General features: G+C 69.3%; 17 protein-coding genes. 11 read left to right on the top strand and 6 right to left on the bottom strand.

The features are described 5' to 3' along the window. Positions 1–47: 47 nt before the first annotated feature. Genes AC3XYG_RS27535 through AC3XYG_RS27520 form a run of 4 tightly spaced genes read right to left on the bottom strand, consistent with a single transcriptional unit; the run spans position 48 to position 4,229 of the window. The gene (locus AC3XYG_RS27535; RefSeq protein WP_489143068.1) at positions 48–1,208 is read right to left on the bottom strand and encodes a M20 family metallopeptidase; all 1,161 of its coding nucleotides are present in this window, start codon (positions 1,206–1,208) and stop codon (positions 48–50) included. A gap of 11 nt (positions 1,209–1,219) precedes the next feature. Beyond that, complete coding sequence (locus AC3XYG_RS27530) at positions 1,220–2,116, bottom strand: polysaccharide deacetylase family protein (protein ID WP_489143067.1); 897 nt, start codon at positions 2,114–2,116, stop codon at positions 1,220–1,222. Between the two features lie 20 nt (positions 2,117–2,136). Further along, complete coding sequence (locus tag AC3XYG_RS27525) at positions 2,137–2,904, bottom strand: SDR family oxidoreductase (protein ID WP_489143066.1); 768 nt, start codon at positions 2,902–2,904, stop codon at positions 2,137–2,139. 8 nt (positions 2,905–2,912) lie between these two features. After that, positions 2,913–4,229 (bottom strand): MFS transporter, encoded by a 1,317-nt coding sequence (locus AC3XYG_RS27520; protein ID WP_489143065.1) that lies wholly within the window; start codon positions 4,227–4,229, stop codon positions 2,913–2,915. A gap of 142 nt (positions 4,230–4,371) precedes the next feature. Between AC3XYG_RS27520 and AC3XYG_RS27515 the strand changes: the two genes are divergently transcribed. Further along, on the top strand, positions 4,372–5,220 hold the full coding sequence (locus AC3XYG_RS27515; protein WP_489143064.1) for an IclR family transcriptional regulator: 849 nt from the start codon (positions 4,372–4,374) through the stop codon (positions 5,218–5,220). A gap of 53 nt (positions 5,221–5,273) precedes the next feature. On the opposite strand, the gene AC3XYG_RS27510 is transcribed toward AC3XYG_RS27515, so the two are convergent. Further along, positions 5,274–5,822 (bottom strand): MarR family winged helix-turn-helix transcriptional regulator, encoded by a 549-nt coding sequence (locus AC3XYG_RS27510; RefSeq protein WP_489143063.1) that lies wholly within the window; start codon positions 5,820–5,822, stop codon positions 5,274–5,276. Positions 5,823–6,038: 216 nt separating this feature from the next. Between AC3XYG_RS27510 and AC3XYG_RS27505 the strand changes: the two genes are divergently transcribed. The 8 genes from AC3XYG_RS27505 to AC3XYG_RS27470 are packed head-to-tail and all read left to right on the top strand — an operon-like array spanning position 6,039 to position 13,642. Then, positions 6,039–7,061, top strand: a complete 1,023-nt coding sequence (locus AC3XYG_RS27505) for an ABC transporter substrate-binding protein (protein WP_489143062.1) — start codon at positions 6,039–6,041, stop codon at positions 7,059–7,061. A gap of 25 nt (positions 7,062–7,086) precedes the next feature. Then, a complete protein-coding gene (locus tag AC3XYG_RS27500; protein WP_489143061.1) occupies positions 7,087–8,169 on the top strand; it encodes an ABC transporter ATP-binding protein in 1,083 nt (360 codons plus the stop codon). Beyond that, the gene (locus tag AC3XYG_RS27495; protein WP_489143060.1) at positions 8,166–9,017 is read left to right on the top strand and encodes an ABC transporter permease; all 852 of its coding nucleotides are present in this window, start codon (positions 8,166–8,168) and stop codon (positions 9,015–9,017) included. Before AC3XYG_RS27500 ends, AC3XYG_RS27495 begins: the two co-directional genes overlap by 4 nt. Beyond that, on the top strand, positions 9,014–9,811 hold the full coding sequence (locus tag AC3XYG_RS27490; protein WP_489143059.1) for an ABC transporter permease: 798 nt from the start codon (positions 9,014–9,016) through the stop codon (positions 9,809–9,811). Before AC3XYG_RS27495 ends, AC3XYG_RS27490 begins: the two co-directional genes overlap by 4 nt. 13 nt (positions 9,812–9,824) lie before the next feature. Next, positions 9,825–10,658 (top strand): polysaccharide deacetylase family protein, encoded by an 834-nt coding sequence (locus AC3XYG_RS27485; protein WP_489143058.1) that lies wholly within the window; start codon positions 9,825–9,827, stop codon positions 10,656–10,658. Beyond that, positions 10,655–11,422 (top strand): SDR family NAD(P)-dependent oxidoreductase, encoded by a 768-nt coding sequence (locus AC3XYG_RS27480; RefSeq protein WP_489143057.1) that lies wholly within the window; start codon positions 10,655–10,657, stop codon positions 11,420–11,422. The genes AC3XYG_RS27485 and AC3XYG_RS27480 overlap by 4 nt, the downstream gene beginning before the upstream one ends. A 10-nt stretch (positions 11,423–11,432) precedes the next feature. Further along, a complete protein-coding gene (locus AC3XYG_RS27475; RefSeq protein ID WP_489143056.1) occupies positions 11,433–12,191 on the top strand; it encodes an SDR family NAD(P)-dependent oxidoreductase in 759 nt (252 codons plus the stop codon). 11 nt (positions 12,192–12,202) lie between these two features. Then, positions 12,203–13,642: an amidase gene (locus AC3XYG_RS27470; RefSeq protein WP_489143055.1), complete on the top strand. Its 1,440-nt coding sequence runs from the start codon at positions 12,203–12,205 to the stop codon at positions 13,640–13,642. Positions 13,643–13,930: 288 nt separating this feature from the next. Here AC3XYG_RS27470 and AC3XYG_RS27465 read toward each other — a convergent pair whose 3' ends face one another. Next, entirely contained in the window at positions 13,931–15,034 is a 1,104-nt protein-coding gene (locus AC3XYG_RS27465; RefSeq protein WP_489143054.1) for a LysR family transcriptional regulator, read from the bottom strand. Positions 15,035–15,128: 94 nt separating this feature from the next. Between AC3XYG_RS27465 and leuC the strand changes: the two genes are divergently transcribed. Both leuC and leuD read left to right on the top strand, forming a co-directional pair. After that, positions 15,129–16,544: a 3-isopropylmalate dehydratase large subunit gene (leuC, locus tag AC3XYG_RS27460; protein ID WP_489143082.1), complete on the top strand. Its 1,416-nt coding sequence runs from the start codon at positions 15,129–15,131 to the stop codon at positions 16,542–16,544. Between the two features lie 2 nt (positions 16,545–16,546). Then, positions 16,547–17,146: a 3-isopropylmalate dehydratase small subunit gene (gene leuD / locus AC3XYG_RS27455; protein ID WP_489143053.1), complete on the top strand. Its 600-nt coding sequence runs from the start codon at positions 16,547–16,549 to the stop codon at positions 17,144–17,146. Positions 17,147–17,200: the final 54 nt, after the last annotated feature.

Below are 17,200 nucleotides of genomic sequence, written 5' to 3'. Positions count from 1 at the left end.
CCGCTCTCCAAGGCGTGATCCAGCCGTCGCCTTCTCCAGCCGCTTGCTCAGCGAGCCAGACGACCGATTGCAAGAAACAAGCTCCTGGCCCGGGGCACCAATGTGTCGACCTCCATATATTCCTCGGGCGAATGCGCCTTGCCGCCGACAGGCCCGACCGCGCAGATGGTCGGGCAGCCGACACTGGCGGTGAAGCCGGAATCGGCACAGCCGCCGGAGAACTCGCCGGCGACCGTCAGGCCGGCTTCGGCCGCCGCGCCGACATAGGTCTCGAACAACGCGGCCGACGTCTCGTCCTGCACCAACGGCTTGAACTCGCCGCGGATCTCGACCCGTGCGGTGGTGCCGGGCACCGTCGAATGGGCCGCAATCCGCTCGATCTCCGCGACGGCGATATCGCGGTCGGCCGGCTCGACATAGCGCAAATCGATCTGCGCCTCGGCCTTGGGCGCCACGGTGTTGACCGACTGCCCGCCCGAGACCAGCCCGACATTCAGCGTCACGCCGCGGGCGAGATCGGTGATTGCCTGCAGCGCGACGATCTTGTGGGCCAGCTCGGCGATGGCGCTGATGCCCTCCTGGAAATTGCCGCCGGAATGGGCGGCTTTGCCCAGCACCTCCATGTGCAGGAACACGCCGCCCTTGCGGCCGGTCACGACGTTGCCGCTGGGCCGGCCGGGCTCGCTGTTGAACACGGCCCGCGCCTCCCGCGCCGTCGCCTCGATCGCCGGCCGGCAGGCAGGCGACCCGATCTCCTCGTCGCTGGTGACGAGGCCGATCAGCGGCGCCGGTGCGCCGCCGAACTTCGCATAGGCCGCAAGCACGAAGGCGTTCATCACCAGCCCCGCCTTCATGTCGCAGACGCCGGGACCGTAGGCGCGGCCATCCGTGATCCGGAACGGGCGCCGCGCCGCCTCGCCCTTTGGGAACACCGTGTCGCGATGGCCCATCAGCACGATCGGCTTGTTGCCGCCGCCGGCGGCCGGCACGGTCGCCCGAATGACGTCGCCATGCTCCGGCTGCGGCAGGACGGAGGTGGCGATGCCCTGCTCCGCGAAGAAGCGCAGCAGACGCTCGCCGACCGCGTCCACGCCGGCCTTGTCGTAGGAGCCGGAATCGGTATTCACCAGCTCCTCGAGCAGGGCCAGCATCGCGCCCTTCTGGCCGCCCAGCCAGGCCAGGGCCGCGCCGTGAGTATGGTCGGTCATCGTCAGCTCCCTCAGGCGGCGTTGTCCCGGGCCCAGCGCGCGACCTCGGCATGGGTGCCGAACCAGACGCCCGGCTTCGACTTGGCGTGGCGGATCAGCTCATCGATGATCCAGATGCGCGACCGGTAGCCGATGATGTGCGGGTGGCAGGTCAGCTGGAAGATGCCGCCTTCCTCATAGGCCGCGTCGAACTCGCGCCGGAAGATGTCGAAGACATCAGTTGGCGGGGTGTACGGCCGGTGGGCCGCGAAGCGGTTCATCATGAAGTACACCGCATCGTCGCGGACCCATTCCACCGGCAGCTCGACGATGCCGGTCGGCGTGCCGTCCAGCACCAGCTCGTAGCAATCCTCGTCGGCCATCAGCGAGCTGTCGTACAGCAGCCCCATCTCGGTCTCGATGCGCAGCGTGTTCGGGCTGAAGTCCCAGGACGGGGTGCGCAGCCCGACGGGCCGGATTCCGGTGATCTTTTCCAGAGTCTCCGCCGCCCGCATCATCAGGTCGCGCTCGGCCTCGTAGGGCAGGACGGAATTCAGCTCGTGGATCCAGCCATGGATGCCGATCTCGTGCCCCGCCGCGACCAAGGCCCGCTGCTCGTCCGGATGGGTCAGGGCGGCGACAGCGGGCACGTAGAAGGTGGCCTTGACGCCGTGACGCTCCAGCAGCGCGGCAATGCGCGGCACGCCGACGCGGTTGCCGTACTGGCCCCAGGCCAGCCGGCCGATCGACTTGCCGCCGTCGCGCAGCTCATTGGTCTCGTGGTCGCTGTCGAAGGACAGGGCGACCGCGCAGCGGGCGCCGCCGGGCCAGGCGGCCGGCCGCAGCGGCCGTCCGGCCCGCACGTGGTTGATCAGGCGCTGCCAATGTTCATCCGGCCACTGCCACGGCTCGAGCACAGGTTCGGTCATGAGAGTCACTCCTTAAAAGGTCAGGCCACGGGGCCGCCGGTCACCGGCAGCACCTGTCCGGTGATCCAGGACGCATAGTCGGAGGCGAGGAACAGCACGGCATGGGCGATGTCCTCGGGCCGGCCGAGGCGGCGCATCGCCACGCGCTGGATCAGCGCCTTCTGGCCGGCCTCGCCATAGCCGGCCCATTGCCGCTCGTAATCCGGGCTGGTCGGCATGAAGCCGGGGGCCACGGCATTGACGGTGACGCCATGCGGGCCCAGCTCATCGGCCAGCTGCTTCATCAGGCCAAGCTGGCCGTGCTTGGCCGCGGCGTAGCTCTGGATCCCGGTGAGGCTGGTGGCGAGGCCGGAACGGCTGGAGATGATGATGATCCGGCCCTGTCCTGCCCGCTTCATCACCGGGGCCACGGCCCGGGCGCAGAGGAAGGCACCGGTCAGGTTGGCATCGACGATCGCCCGCCAATCCTGCGGGTCGACCTCCTCGACCGGATGCGGGGACTGGCCGCGCACGCCGCCGGCGACATAGACCAGCCCGTCGATCGCGCCGCCCGCGCCGCCGGCCTCGGCCACCATCGCCGCGACCGATGCCGGGTCGGTGACATCCACCGCCAGAGCATGGATGGTGCCGCCGGCGGCCGGGCCGGCAAAGCGCGCAACCTCGTCGACCAGCAGGTCGGCGGCGAAGACCTCGGCGCCGCACTCGGCAAAGGCCTCGGCGATGGCCCGGCCGATGCCGCGGGCGGCGCCGGCCACCAGGATGCGCTTGCCGGGAAAGGTGATGTGCATCGGCGGCCTCAGCCCAGCTGGTCGCGCGCTGTCTCGCGCAGCCGCGCGATGACGACGGCGGAGACGATGGCGGCGGCGATCAGGTAGTAGGTCGGCGCGACCGGCGACCCGGTGGTGCTGATCAGCCAGGTGGCCACGAATGGCGCGAAACCGCCGAAGATCGCCGTCGCCAGGCTGTAGCCCGTGGACATCCAGGTCGAGCGAGAGCTGGTCGGGAAGATCTCGGCGATCGCGGCCGGCCCGGCGCCGGAGAACAGCGCGATCACCAGGCCGAATACGATTTGGATCGCGACCACGGTCAGGAAGCCGGCGCCGGAGGCCATGATGGAGAACAGCGGATAGCTGAGGACGATGAAGGCGGCGCAGCAGGCCAGCAGCAATGGCTTGCGCCCGATCTTGTCGGAGAGGTGGCCCATCATCGGCACGGCGACCACCAGGACCAGAAGGCCGATGGTGTTCGACCACAGCGCCGCCGTCTGGCTCAGCCCGCCGTACTTCTGGGTGAAAGTCGGCATGTAGCTCAGCATCACATAATAGGCCACGGTCCAGATGATGGTGAAGCCGAAGGCCTTGCCGGCCAGCGCCAGCGGCGAGTCCGCCGGGGCGGCCGGCGCTGCCTTCCCGATCTTCTCCTGCTTCTCCTGCGCCGCGCGGTAGGCCGGCGTCTCGTCGATGTTGCGGCGCATGTAGATGCCGATGGGCACCAGGATCGCGCCGATCAGGAACGGGACGCGCCAGCCCCAGCCTGCCATCTGGTCGACGGTGAGCACGGTGCTGAACAGGGCGGCGACGCCGGACCCCAGCAGCAACCCCAGAGCCACGCTGGCCTGCTGGAAGCTGCCGAAGAAGCCGCGGCGGCCCGGCGGCGCCCATTCGACGATGAAGGCGGTCGATCCGCCCCATTCGCCGCAGGCCGAGAAGCCCTGCATCAGCCGGCAGGCCACCAGCAGGATCGGGGCCAGCACACCGATCGTGGCGTGGTCGGGGATCAGGCCGATGCCGACCGTGCCGACCGCCATCATGAAGATGGTCAGCACCAGCGCCGCCTTGCGGCCACGCGTGTCGCCGATGCGGCCGATCACGATGCCGCCGACCGGCCGGGCGACGAAGCCGACGCCGAAGGCCGCGAAGGTGGAGAGCAGCGCGCCGACCTCGTCGGCCGAGGGGAAGAACGCCTTGGCGATGATCGTCGCCAGATAGCCGTAGATGGCGAAATCGTACCATTCGAGAATGTTGCCGATGACGGCAGCGCCCACCGCCTGGCGCCCGCCCATGGCCCTTCGGTCCGGGCCGGCCGCCACCCTGCCCTCCACATATCCGGACATGTGATGCCTCCTGTCCCGACCGCCGTCGGACAGTCCGAGGCGATCGCCTGTTGTCTTTGCTTATTTTGCGAATGTATTGGATTGTGATACAATAAATCGTAAAGCGATTTACGCACGCTCGTCAATGCGCAACGGAGTTATTTTGTCCGGCGATTCACTGATCGTGGCCTCGGTGGAGAAAGCCTTCCGCGTGCTGGAGGCCTTCGGCCAATCGACCGAGGAGTTGGGGCTGGCCGAGATCGTCGCCCTGACCGGGCTGGAGAAGAGCGCGGCCCAACGCTTCGCCCATTCGCTCTGGCAGGCCGGCTATCTCGAGAAGAACGAGCGGACCCGGCGCTTCAAGCTGGGCAAGCGGGTGCTCGACCTCAGCTATTTCTATCTGCGCTCGAACCCGCTGATCGAGGCGGCGACTCCGGCGCTGGTCGAACTGCGCCGCGCCTGCGGCGAACGCGTCAATCTCAGCCTGCATGACGACCTGACGCTGATCTATGCGATCCGGCAGCAGAGCAAGCGCGAGTATTTCTACGGCACGCTGATCGGCCGTCGGGTGCCGGTGTTCTCTTCGGCCGGCGGCCGGGCCATCCTCGCCGCCCTGCCCGACGACCAGGCCGAGGACATCATCGCCCGGTCCGACCGATCACCACTGACGCCCAACACCATCACCGATCCCGCGGCGATCCGGGACAAGGTGGCGGAGGCACGCGCCCAGGGCTTCGGCCTTGCCGTGGAAGAGACGGTGCCGGGTGAACTCACCCTCGGGGTCGCGGTGACCGATGCGGCGGGCGTGCCGATCGCCGCGATCCATATCGCTGGATCCGTCGCGGAATGGGCGCCTCAGGAATTCGCTTCGCGTTTCGCGCCCTTCGCCATGGAAACGGCGCAGTCCCTGAGCCGCTCGCGCGTGGTCACCGCGACGGGTCGATCCGCCGCGCGCCAGGTTGCGCCCGCACACGTCATGAGGAACCGTTCGACGCCAGCGCGTCGGCTCTGACCATTCCCGACATGCGGTCGGGCCGGCCGCCGGGGCACCTGCAGCGCCTGCCGTCATGACGAGATCCGGCCGCCCCAAATCATGCGCCCCAGCATCTCGGCGGCGACGCCCTGCTCATCCCCTGACAGCATGCCGACGAGCCTGCGCTCGGTCTCGGCATGGTCGCGCATGGCCGGCTCCACGAGGCGCCGTCCCGCCTCGGTCAATTCCACGATGACACCACGCCCGTCGATTTCGTCGGCCATGCGCCGGATATGGCCCGCCTTCTCCAGCCGGCGCAGCAGGTTGGACAGGCCGCCCGAGGTCAGGATCAGCGCATCCAGCAGGGCCTTGGGCGACATCCGGTAGGGCGCCCCTTCGACCCGCAAGGTCGCAAGCACCGCATAGGCCGGGTATTTCAGCCGATGCTTCGCCAGGGTGCGGTTGACGGCCGTCAGGAAGACCTCATGCAGATGCAGGAGGCGCCCGACCACAGCCTTGCCGGAGCAGTCGATGTCCGGAAATTCGCGGCGCCAGCGCTGCATCCCGGCGCCGACCCGGTCGTCCTCCCACAGCACCGCCGGTTCTCGCTTGCCCATGTTTCTCAGGGCATCGCCGCCCATGCCGTTCTCCCCGATTGGTCTCCGTCGACCGGCCTCGGACTGCCACAGGATCGCCGAGGGCACATCGAATTGGCAAACTATCTTTCAATTATCTTTCTTGAAAGACAAAATCGACCATGCCATGGTTTGGCCGGTCGGACGGGGATGCCCTGCCGCAACCGCCGCAAAGCCGCGAGACAGCGGCCGGCCGCATCGGACAAACAGGGAGATGCAACCATGCCGTACCTGCTCCGTCTTGCCCTGGCCGCCATCGTCGTGGCGGGCAGCGGGCTTTCGGCCCGGGCAGAGGATCTGGTCGTCGGAGCCTTCGGCGGGTCCTTCGCCGACAACGTCAAGGCCTGCCACGTCGCCGCCTTCGAGAAGGCGACCGGGGCCACGGTGTCGCTTAAGCTCGGCAATTCGTCCCAGTTCGCCGCGGCCATCCGCGCCACCGCCGGTGCGCCTGACATGGACGTGGTGTTCATCGACAACTCCCTCGCCGCGCAGATGCATGGCGAGAAGCTCGCGGAAACCATCGACCGCGGGAAGCTGACCCACGCGGCCGACATCATCCCCAGCGCCTGGGGCAAGGACGACAGCTATGTCGTCGCGATGGTGAGCGCCACGGTGCTGGTCTACAACCCGAAGCTGGTGCCGGCGCCCCCGACCTCGTGGCTCGACCTGTTCGACCCGCGCTATGCCGGCAAATACGCCATCGGCGACATCAGCGGCACCGCCGGCCTGCAGTTCTTCCTGGCGCTGAACAAGATCAAGGGCGGCACGCTCGACAACGTCGACCCCGGCATCGCGGCGATCGGGCCGCTCGCCGAGGGTTCCGCCGTGCTCTACACCCAGGCCGACCAGCTGCTGTCGCTGTTCGAGCGCGGCGAGATCGCGATCGCGCCCTGGTATCCGGACCGTGCCGGCGTGGCCATGGACAAGGGCCTGCCGCTTGCCGTCGCCTATCCGAAGGAAGGCGCGGTCGGCATCCTGCCGGCGATCATGATCCCGAAGGGCACGGAGAAGCTCGACCTCGCCCACAAATTCATCGACCAGGTACTTTCCGCCGAGGGCCAGCAATGCTTCTCGGAGCGGGCCTATATCGGCTCGGTGAACAGCAAGGTCACGCTGTCGGAGAAGCTGCAGAAGATCGTGCCCTATGGCGAGACACTGGCGAACACCTGGTTCATCGACCCGGATGTGATCGCCCGGAACCTGCCGGCCTGGACCCGCCGCTGGCAGCGCGAGGTGGCGCGCTGATCCTCAAGGCAAAAGGCGGCCCACGATGAACGCCCTGGTGTTCGACCGGCTCGGCAAATCCTATGGCGGCATCGACGTTGTCCGCGATGTGTCGCTGACGATCGCCGACGGCGAGTTCGTCTCGCTGCTCGGCCCGTCGGGCTGCGGCAAGACCACGATCCTGCGCATGGTCGCCGGGTTGCTGGAGCCGAGCCGCGGCCGGCTGCTGATCGGCACGGAGGACGTGACCCGGCTGCCGCCGAACAAGCGCGGGCTGGGCCTGGTGTTCCAGTCCTATGCGCTGTTCCCGCACCTCACCGTGTTCGAGAACGTCGCCTTCGGCCTGCGCCGGCGCAAGGTGGCGGGCGCGGAGCTGGAGCGCCGGGTGCGGGAGGCGCTGGCGCTGGTTCGCCTCGAGGCCTATGGCGACCGGCAGCCGCGGCAGCTGTCCGGCGGCCAGCAGCAGCGGGTCGCTATCGCCCGGGCGCTGGCCCCGCATCCGCGGGTGCTGCTGCTGGACGAGCCGCTGTCCAATCTCGACGCCCAGCTGCGCGACGAGATGCAGATCGAGCTGAAACGGCTGCAGCGTCAGCTCGGCATCACCACGCTGTTCGTCACCCACGACCAGGGCGAGGCGCTGTCGATGTCGGATCGCGTCGGGGTGATGGCCAAGGGCGTGATGCAGCAATTCGCGACGCCGGAGGACATCTATCACCGCCCGGCGACCGGCTTCGTCGCCCGCTTCATCGGCCGGCCGAACCGGCTGGCCGGCACGGTGGCCGCACGCGACGGCGCCGGCGGCAGCCTGCGCCTGGCCGGCGGGCTGATCCTGCCGGCGGCCCAGGTCGAGGCGCCGGAGGGCGCGCCGGTCGACATCATCATCCGGCAGGAGGCGATCCGCCTGCATCGGGACCCGGCCGCGGCCGGGGCGTTGCCCGGCACCGTCACCCTGCGCTCCTTCACCGGCGCGCGACTGCAATATGTCGTGAAGCTGGCCGGCGATATCGAACTGGTCGCCGAGGTGCCGTCGAGCGGGCCCGATGCCGCACTAATCCCCGGCACCCCGGTCGGCCTGGGCATCCACCCGGCGGCGGTCTTCGCGATGGCGCCGGACGGGACCGCGGCATGATCCGGACCCGCCACGGCCTGCTGCTGATCGCGCCGCTGGCCCTGCTGCTGGCCGGCTTCTTCCTGGTGCCGGTGCTGATGATGCTGCCGACCAGCTTCCGGGAATACGTGCCGGGCGCCGGGCTGACACCCGGCGTGTGGACGCTGGCCAACTACACCCAGATCGTGACGGACGGTTATTTCCGCGAGGTGCTGGGGCGCACGCTGGGCCTCGGCCTGGCCGTGACCCTGGCCTGCCTGCTGCTGGGCTATCCCCTGGCCTATCTGATCGCCCGCGGGCCGCAGCGCTGGCGGGTGCCGCTGATCCTGCTGGTCATCTTTCCGATGCTGCTGAATCTGGTGGTGCGGTCCTTCGGCTGGATCGCGCTGCTGGCCAACCATGGCCTGGTCAACAACCTGCTGATGCAGCTGGGCCTGATCAGCACCCCGCTCAAGCTGATGTTCAACCTGACCGGGCTGCTGATCGGCATGACCCATATCTACCTGCCCTTCATGGTGCTGATGCTGGTCGCGGCGATCCGCAATGTGCCGCGGGATGTCGAGGCGGCCGCAGCCACGCTCGGGTCCAGCCGGCTGCATGTCTTCGCCGCGGTGACGCTGCCGCTGTCGGCGCCCGGCATCCTGGCGGGATCGATCCTGGTCTTCGTCCTGACCATCAGCGCGCTGGTGACGCCGCTGATGCTGGGCGGCCCGACCTACAAGGTCATGGCGACGCTGATCTACGACGAATTCCTGCAGCTGCTGGACTGGCCGACCGGCGCCGCCCTGTCCTTCGCCCTGACCGCCATGGCGATCGGCGTGATCTGGCTGTCGGGCTGGCTGGCCCGGCGCTGGACGGGGGCCGCATGAGCGCCGCGGAGGATGGCAGCCCCGGCCTCGGCGTCACCGTGGCGGCGCTCGCCGTCATCGCCTTCCTGCAGCTGCCGGTGATCGTCGTCGTGCTGGCCGCCTTCAGCACCACCTCCTACCTCACCATCCCGCCGCAGGGGCTGACCCTGGCCTGGTTCGGCAAGGTGCTGAGCGATCCCGCTTATCTCTCGGCCATCCGCATGAGCCTGGTCCTGGCCTGCGGCTCGACCGCGACCTCGCTGCTGCTCGGGGTCGCCGCCGCCTACGCCCTGTTCCACAAGGCGGTGCCCGGCGCCGGGACCATCACCTCGTTCCTGATGGCGCCGCTGATCCTGCCGGCCGTCGTGATCGGCGTGGCGCTTCTGCAGTATTACAGTCTGGCGGGGCTGCGCGGCAGCCTGGTCGGGCTGCTGCTGGCCCATGTCGTCATCACCGTGCCCTATGTCGTGCGCTCGGCGCTCGCGAGCCTGTCCGGCCTCGACCTCGCGGTCGAGGAGGCGGCGCGGGTGCTCGGTGCCACCGGCTTCGAGGCCTTCCGCTTGGTCACGCTGCCGCTGATCCGGCCCGGGCTGGTGGCGGGCGCTCTGTTCGCCTTCATCACCTCGCTCGACAACGTGCCTGTGACGATCTTCCTGATCCGGGCCGACCAGACGACGCTGCCGGTCATGATCTTCTCCTCGGTCGAGATGGGCGTCGACCCCAGCGTCGCCGCCGTCTCCACGCTGCTGATCCTGGCCACCGGGATCGTCCTGTTCATCGCCGAGCGCCGCGCCGGCTTCCACCGCTTCGTCTAGACGAGGACCCGCCATGCCGCTGACCAGCCGGGGCTTCCCGCTGTTCCTGACCTTCGACCTCGACGCCGAGACGATGTGGACCGGTCGCGACCCGGCCTATGCCACCCGCCCGATCCTGATGTCGCAGGGCGCTTATGGCTGGAAGGTCGGCACCGGCCGCGTGCTCGACCTGCTCGACCGCTACGGCATCAAGGCCACCTTCTTCGTCCCCGGGCTGGTGATCGACCAGCGCGAGGGGCTGATCGAGGAGATCCTGCGGCGCGGGCACGAGCTGGCGCATCACAGCTACAGCCACGCCTGGATCCTGACCCTCACCCCCGAGCAGGAGCGCGAGGAGATGGAGCGCGGCTTCCAGTCGATCAAGCGGGTCAGCGGCCGCCCGCCGCGCGGCTGGCGCTCGCCGGCCGCCGAGATCAGCTCGATCACCATGCCGATGCTGGTCGAATACGGCTTCGACTATTCCTCGAACTTCTTCGACGACGATTCCCCCTACCTGCACGATGTCGAAGGCCAGCCGACGAAGATCGTCGAGCTGCCCTTCCGCTGGGTGCTCGACGACGCGCCGTTCTTCCAATACTCGATCGTGCTGCCCGGCCGGACCATGCAGGCCCCCTCGGCCCTGCTGGAGGCCTGGAAGGGCGAGTTCGACGTGCTCTATGCCGAAGGCCGCATGATGATGGTCGGCATGCACCCCGAGATGATCGGCCAGCCCTCGCGCATCAAGGCGCTGCAGGGGCTGATCGAACACGCGCTGAGCCACCCGGATGTCTGGATCGGCCGTTGCGACGAGATGGTCGACGACATGCGCCCGGGGCTGGAGCGCGCCCGCGCCAAGGCGACGACATGAGCGGCGGCGGCATGAGCGGCGCGCTGGCCGGCCGGCGCATCCTGGTCGCGGGCGGGGCCAAGGGCATCGGGCTGGCCAGCGTGCGGCGCTTCCTGGCCGAAGGCGCCGCCGTCGCCGTGTTCGACCGGGACGAGGCGGCGCTGGCTGCGCTGCGGGAAGAGACCGGCGTACCCGTGGCCGCCGGCGATGTGTCCGAACCGGACTCCGTCGCCGCAGGGGTCATGGCCTGCGCCGAGGCCCTCGGCGGGCTCGACGGCGTCGTCAGCGCGGCCGGGATAGACCTAGTCGCCGACATCGAGGCGATGGAGCCGGCGCAGTGGAGCCGCGTGCTGGCGGTCAACCTGACCGGGCCGATGCTGGTGGCGCGCGCCGCCTTCCCGCATCTGCGCGCCGCCGGCGGCGGCACCATCGTCAACGTCTCCTCCGGCGCCGGGCTGTCGCCATTGCAGCACCGCACGGCCTATTGCGCCTCCAAGGCCGGGCTGCAGATGGCGTCCAAGGCCCTGGCGATGGAGGCGGCCCCCTTCGGCATCCGGGTCAACACGGTCTGCCCCGGCGCGGTCGAGACCGACTTGTTCCGGTCCGGCATCGACGCGGCCCCGGACCCGCAGGCCGCCTATGAGGCGGTGCGGGCCCGCTATGCGCTGCGCCGCATCGCCGCGCCCGAGGAGATCGCCGCGGCGATCCTGTGGCTGACCAGCACCGAATCCTCCTACGTCACCGGCACGGCCATCGCCGTGGATGGTGGCCGCACCTTCCATTGAGGGCCGGGCGATGACGACAGTCAGCAGGCGCTTCAGCGGCAAGACCGTCGCCGTCACCGGCGCCGCGCAGGGCATCGGCGCCGCCACCGCCCGCCGCTTCCTGGCCGAGGGCGCGCGCGTCGCGCTGATCGACCGCGAGGCCGAAGGGCTGGCGGAGATCGCCGCCGCAACGCCGGCCGCAGATATCGTCACCATGGTCGGCGACTGCACCGATGCGGCGGTCCTGGCCGCGTTCCACGACCGTGCCGTGGCGGCGTTCGGGCCGGTCGACATCCTGTTCAACAATGTCGGCCAGAGCGGCCGCGAGCGCGCCGCCCCGTTCCATGAATCCGAGGAGGAGGTCTGGCGCTTCGTGCTCGAGGTCTCGCTGCTGACCACGATGCGGATGTCGCGGCTGGTGGTGCCGGCGATGCGGCAGCGCGGCGGCCGCATCATCAACATGTCGAGCGACGCCGCCTTCGTCGGCGATGCCGGGCTGACCGACTATGCTGCCGCCAAGATGGGCGTTGTCGGCTTCACCCGGGCGCTGGCCCGCGAGCTGGCGCCGCATGGCGTCACGGTCAACGCCGTCGCACCCGGCGCGATCCGCACCCGCGCCCATGACCGGCTGGCGCCGGCGGTGATCGACCGGATCAAAGCGACGACCCCGGCCGGCTTCATCGCCGAGCCCGAGGACGTGGCCGGCACGGTCGCCTTCCTGGCCAGCGCGGACGCCCGCTACATCACTGGCCAGACGCTGCTGATCGACGGCGGCCGCTGGATGGTCTGAAGGACGACACCATGGACACAGCGATCGCCGACCTGTCCGCCACCGCCTTGGCCGCGGCGATCCGCGACCGGGCGGTCTCGCCGGTCGCGGCGGTCGAGGCCGCGCTGGCGCGGATCGAGGCCCGCCGGGACCTCAACGCCATGATGGCGCTGTGCGCCGACCGCGCCCGCGCCGAGGCCAGGCAGGCCGAGGCGGCGGTGATGGCCGGGGCCGCGCTGGGGCCGCTGCACGGCGTGCCGTTCACGGTCAAGGATTTGACCAGCACCGAAGGCGTCGCCACCACCCAGGGCTGCGCCCTGTTCGCCGGCACAATGCCCACGGCCGATGCCGTCGCCGTCGCCCGGGCCCGGGCGGCGGGTGCCATCCTGGTCGGCAAGACCACGACGCCGGAATTCGGCCACAAGCCCTTTACCGAGGGCCCGTTCTTCGGCCGCACGCTGAACCCCTGGAGCGCCGGCCACACCTGCGGCGGCTCCAGCGGCGGCGCCGCCGTCGCCGTCGCCGCCGGCATGGGGCCAGTCGCGCTGGGGTCCGATGGCGGCGGGTCGATCCGCATCCCGGCCGCCTGCTGCGGCGTGGTCGGCCTCAAGGCGACGCTGGGCGCCATCCCGAACCTGCAGGCGCCGGACCTGTTCGGCGCCAACTCCTATGTCGGCCCGATGGCGCGCGATGTCGCCGGCACGCGGCTGCTGTTCGACGCCATCGCCGGCCCGGACCGGCGCGACCCCTGGGGCCAGGGGCTTCCCCTGGCCCATCGCCGGCTGCGGGAGGGCGAACGCCCGCGCATCGCCCTGCTTCTGCGCTGCGGCAATCGGCTCGACCCCGCTGTCGAGGCCGCCGTCGTCGCAGCGATGCACCAGGCCGAGGCGCTTGGCATGGTGGTCGAGCCGATCGAGCTCGACCTGGTCTCGCTGGAGCCGCATTTCCTGGTGCTGCTGCGCTCGCTGCTGCTGGCTCGCCTCGGCGGCCCCGCGGCCCGGTCGCCCGAGAAGTTCGACCCGACCCTGCTCGCGACGATCGAGGCCGGCCGGAGTTGCAGCGCGGTCGACCTGCACGAGGCCCAGTTCGCCCGCACCGCCTGTTTCGGCCGGATCGAGGAGATCCTGGCGCGCTTCGACGTCATCGCGTCGCCGACCCTGTCCGCGCCGGCCTTGCCGGTCGGGCTCGACCCGCTCGGCCGGGTCGAGATCGCCGGCCGTGACGCCGGGACGATCCGCGGCGCCTGGTATCCTTACACCTTCCCCTTCAACCTGACCGGGCACCCGGCCCTGTCCCTTCCCTGCGGCCTGACACCGGAGGGCCTGCCAGTCGGCCTGCAACTCGTCGGCCGCTGGCATGAGGAGACGTATCTCCTGGAGGTGGCAGCGCAGCTTGAAGACGAACTGCGTTTTCCCAAACCCTTGTCCGGCATGACACCGGGCGACGGCCCATCAGTGACGGTCGTCGGGTAGGTCGGTTGCAGGACCTGTCGCCTTTCGGACCAGTGCCTGGATGCACATTCTTCCGATCAAACCATTCCGCCTCGGGCAGTCCACGACTCTTCTGCGCCACAAGGAGACATCGAGCCTTAATTCCAGCAGCGAACATTCCCGCACCGACCGAATGTCGGCGATGGCCTGCTAACGGCCCTCGTCCGAGGGCGCTGCCGCTGGACTGGCGGCGCCCCACGCGCCGGCCGGATCGAACATGGCGAACCCATCGCGGCCATCTCCGATGGCGATGACGAAAGGGACACCCGGCTACACCTCGCGGGAGGTGAGATGCTGGACCAGGAGATGGACCGGCGGCGGCAGCGAGGCCGCGTCCCGGGTGCAGATCTTCCAATGCCGCACCGCCCAGGGCTCATCGAGCCTGACAGCGACCACCTGGCCGTTCTCCACATATCGCGCGGCATGGAGTTCGGGCACGAGGGCGATGCCGAGCCCAGCCTCGACCATGCCGCGGGCCGGCTCGAATCCGTTCACCCTGATGCGCAGGCGCAGCGGATGGCTGAGTTCCGCGGCCGCGCGCGTGACCAGGGAATCGAGATAGCTGCCCAGCTGGGGCCCGACCAGATCGTGCCTGGCGATCTCGGCGAACGTCACCCCATCCGCGCCGCTCAACGGATGGTCCGGCGGCATGATGACCGTGAGAAGGTCGCTGCGGTAGGGGAAGACGCGAAGATCGGAGAACGGCATAGGCCCGCCGAAGATGCCGATATCGGCCGCGTTCTCGGATACGGCGCGGCTCACCTCGCGGCTGAGCCCTTCTTCCAGATCGATGCGGATGGCGGGATGGAGTGCCAGGAAATCGCGGAGGTCGGTCGACAGGTACTGCACGATGGTCGACACGCTTGCATGGATGCGGATCTGGCCGCGCATCCCCGTCGCGTGGTCGACGAGTTCCCGCTCCATCTGCATCAAGTCCCGCATGATGGTGTGGGCATGGCGCAGCAAGGCGTGGGCGGCGGAGGTCAGCTCGATCCCGCGGTTGCTCCTGTGGAACAGTGTTATCCCCATTCTCTTTTCCATATCGGACATGCGCTTGCTGACCGCCGATGCGGCGATGTGCTCGACCTCTGCCACGCGAGAGATGCTGCGGTGCTCGCAGATGGAGACGAAGAGCTTCAGGGACACGAGGTCGATCTGCATTCCGCACTCCGAATTTTTCACCACACCGGCCGCAGTCGCCGGAGCCCCCCTGGACGCCTGCCCGCACTCTGACAGATCGGCCCGGCCCTGCCATCGCCGATCGCGATGGCAGGCTCCCCAATCACGATTCCGGGCTGCGCATGAACTGTTGCAGCATGGTGAAAATCGAACCGCAACGCCCTGAAGCGAGGCCGGCCGCGATGGGTCCGGCATCCCGCTCGACGATGGCGCCGCGGGCGGATTTCCAGGGCGATCGCAGCCCTGCCCCGCCCCGCGGCATGGGAAGGAAACCGTGAGCCCGGAAGCGATCACCGCGCCGCAGACCATGTTCGACAAGATCTGGGACCGGCACCGGATCATGACGCGGGAGGATGGCCAGGACCTGCTGTTCATCGACCGCCACTTCATCCATGACGTCACCGCCACGGCGTTCGACATGCTGCGCCAGCGCGGCCTGAAGCCACGGGCGCCGGAGCGCATCTTCGGCATGCCCGACCACTACGTCCCGACCCACGGGCGGAACATGGCGTCGATCAACCACCCCGAACGCCGTGCCATGATCGAGGCGCTGAATCGTGACACCGCGGAATCCGGCATCAGCCTGTTCGGCCTGGAAGACCCACGCCAGGGCATCGTCCATGTGGTGGGGCCCGAGCAGGGGCTGAGCCTGCCGGGCATGACCATCGTCTGCGCCGACAGCCACACCTCCACCCATGGGGCGCTCGGTGCGCTGGCCTTCGGCATCGGCGCGACGGAGGTCGGGCATGTGCTGGCAACCCAGTCGCTGTGGCAGCGCCGGCCGCGGCGCATGCGCATCAGCGTCGACGGTACGCTCGGGCCAGGGGTGACCGCCAAGGACATCATCCTCGCGATCATCGCCGAGATCGGCGTCGCCGGTGCGGCGGGGCATATTCTGGAATATGCCGGCAGCACCATCCGGGCGCTGTCGATGGAAGGCCGGCTGACGGTCTGCAACATGTCGATCGAGGCGGGCGGCCGGGCCGGGATGATCGCCCCGGACGACACCACTTTCGCCTATCTCGCGGGCCGCCCCTATGCCCCGAAGGGCGCGGACTGGGACTGGGCGGTGGCGCAATGGCGCGGCCTGCCGTCGGATGAGGATGCGGCGTTCGACCGGGAGATCGCGCTGGACGCCGCGGCGATCGCGCCGATGGTGACCTGGGGCACCACGCCCGAGGATGCCGTCGCGATCACCGCGCGGGTTCCGGACCCCGCCGATGTGGCGGATCCCGACCGACGCGACGGCATGGAGAGGGCGCTGGCCTATATGGGCCTGATTCCCGGCACGGCGCTGGAGGAGGTCGGCATCGACCGGGTGTTCATCGGCTCCTGCACCAACAGCCGGATCGAAGACCTGCGAAGCGCGGCCGCGGTGGTCGAGGGCCGGACGGTGGCGGGCGGGGTCGAGGCCTGGGTAGTGCCGGGATCGCAGCTGATCAAGGCCCAGGCGGAGGCCGAAGGGCTGGACCGGATCTTCAAGGCGGCGGGCTTCGACTGGCGCTTCGCCGGCTGCTCGATGTGCCTGGCCACCAATGGCGATATGGTCGCGCCGGGCCAGCGCTGTGCCTCCACCTCCAACCGGAACTTCGTCGGCCGCCAGGGGCCGGGGGCACGCACCCATCTGATGAGTCCGGCCATGGCGGCGGCGGCGGCCGTGACCGGCCGGCTGACCGATGTCCGCCGGCTGATGGCGGGAGGCTGACCATGGATCGTCTCGACCATCTGGAGGCCGTGGCCGTGCCGATCGCCCGGGTCAATTGCGACACCGACCAGATCATCCCGGCTCAGTATCTGCAGAAGATGCGGTCCGACGATTTCGGGCGGTACCTGTTCGCCGAATTCCGCTTCCGCAAGGATGGGTCGGAGGTCGCGGATTTCATCCTGAACCGGCCGGCCTACCGCCCGGCCCGGATCATCGTCGCCAACCGCAACTTCGGCTGCGGCTCCTCCCGCGAGCACGCGGTCTGGGCGCTGTACGATTACGGCATCCGGGCGGCCATCGCCCCCAGCTTCGGCGACATCTTCTTCACCAACTGCCTGAAGAACGGCTTGCTGCCGATCGTGCTGCCGCAGGAGGTGGTGACGCCGCTGCTGGCGCATCTCGAAGCCGTGCCGGGCGCGACGGTGGCGGTCGACCTGCCGGCGCAGCAGGTGGACCTGCCGGACGGTACCCGCCACCCGTTCGAGATCGAGGCCTTCGCCAAGACCTGCCTCGTCACCGGCATCGACGAGCTCGGCTACACCCTGGCGCAGTCGAGCCGGATCGACGCGTTCGAGCGCAGCCACGAGGGCCGGGACGCCTAGCCCCGCCGGTTCGGACTTTCGTGTTTTCCCAAGGATTCATGTTCTCAAGTTTCG

This window comes from Inquilinus sp. (genome assembly GCF_057815775.1).
The sequence above is the reverse complement of the archived record's forward strand: the minus strand, read 5'-3'. Positions and strand labels throughout refer to the sequence as shown.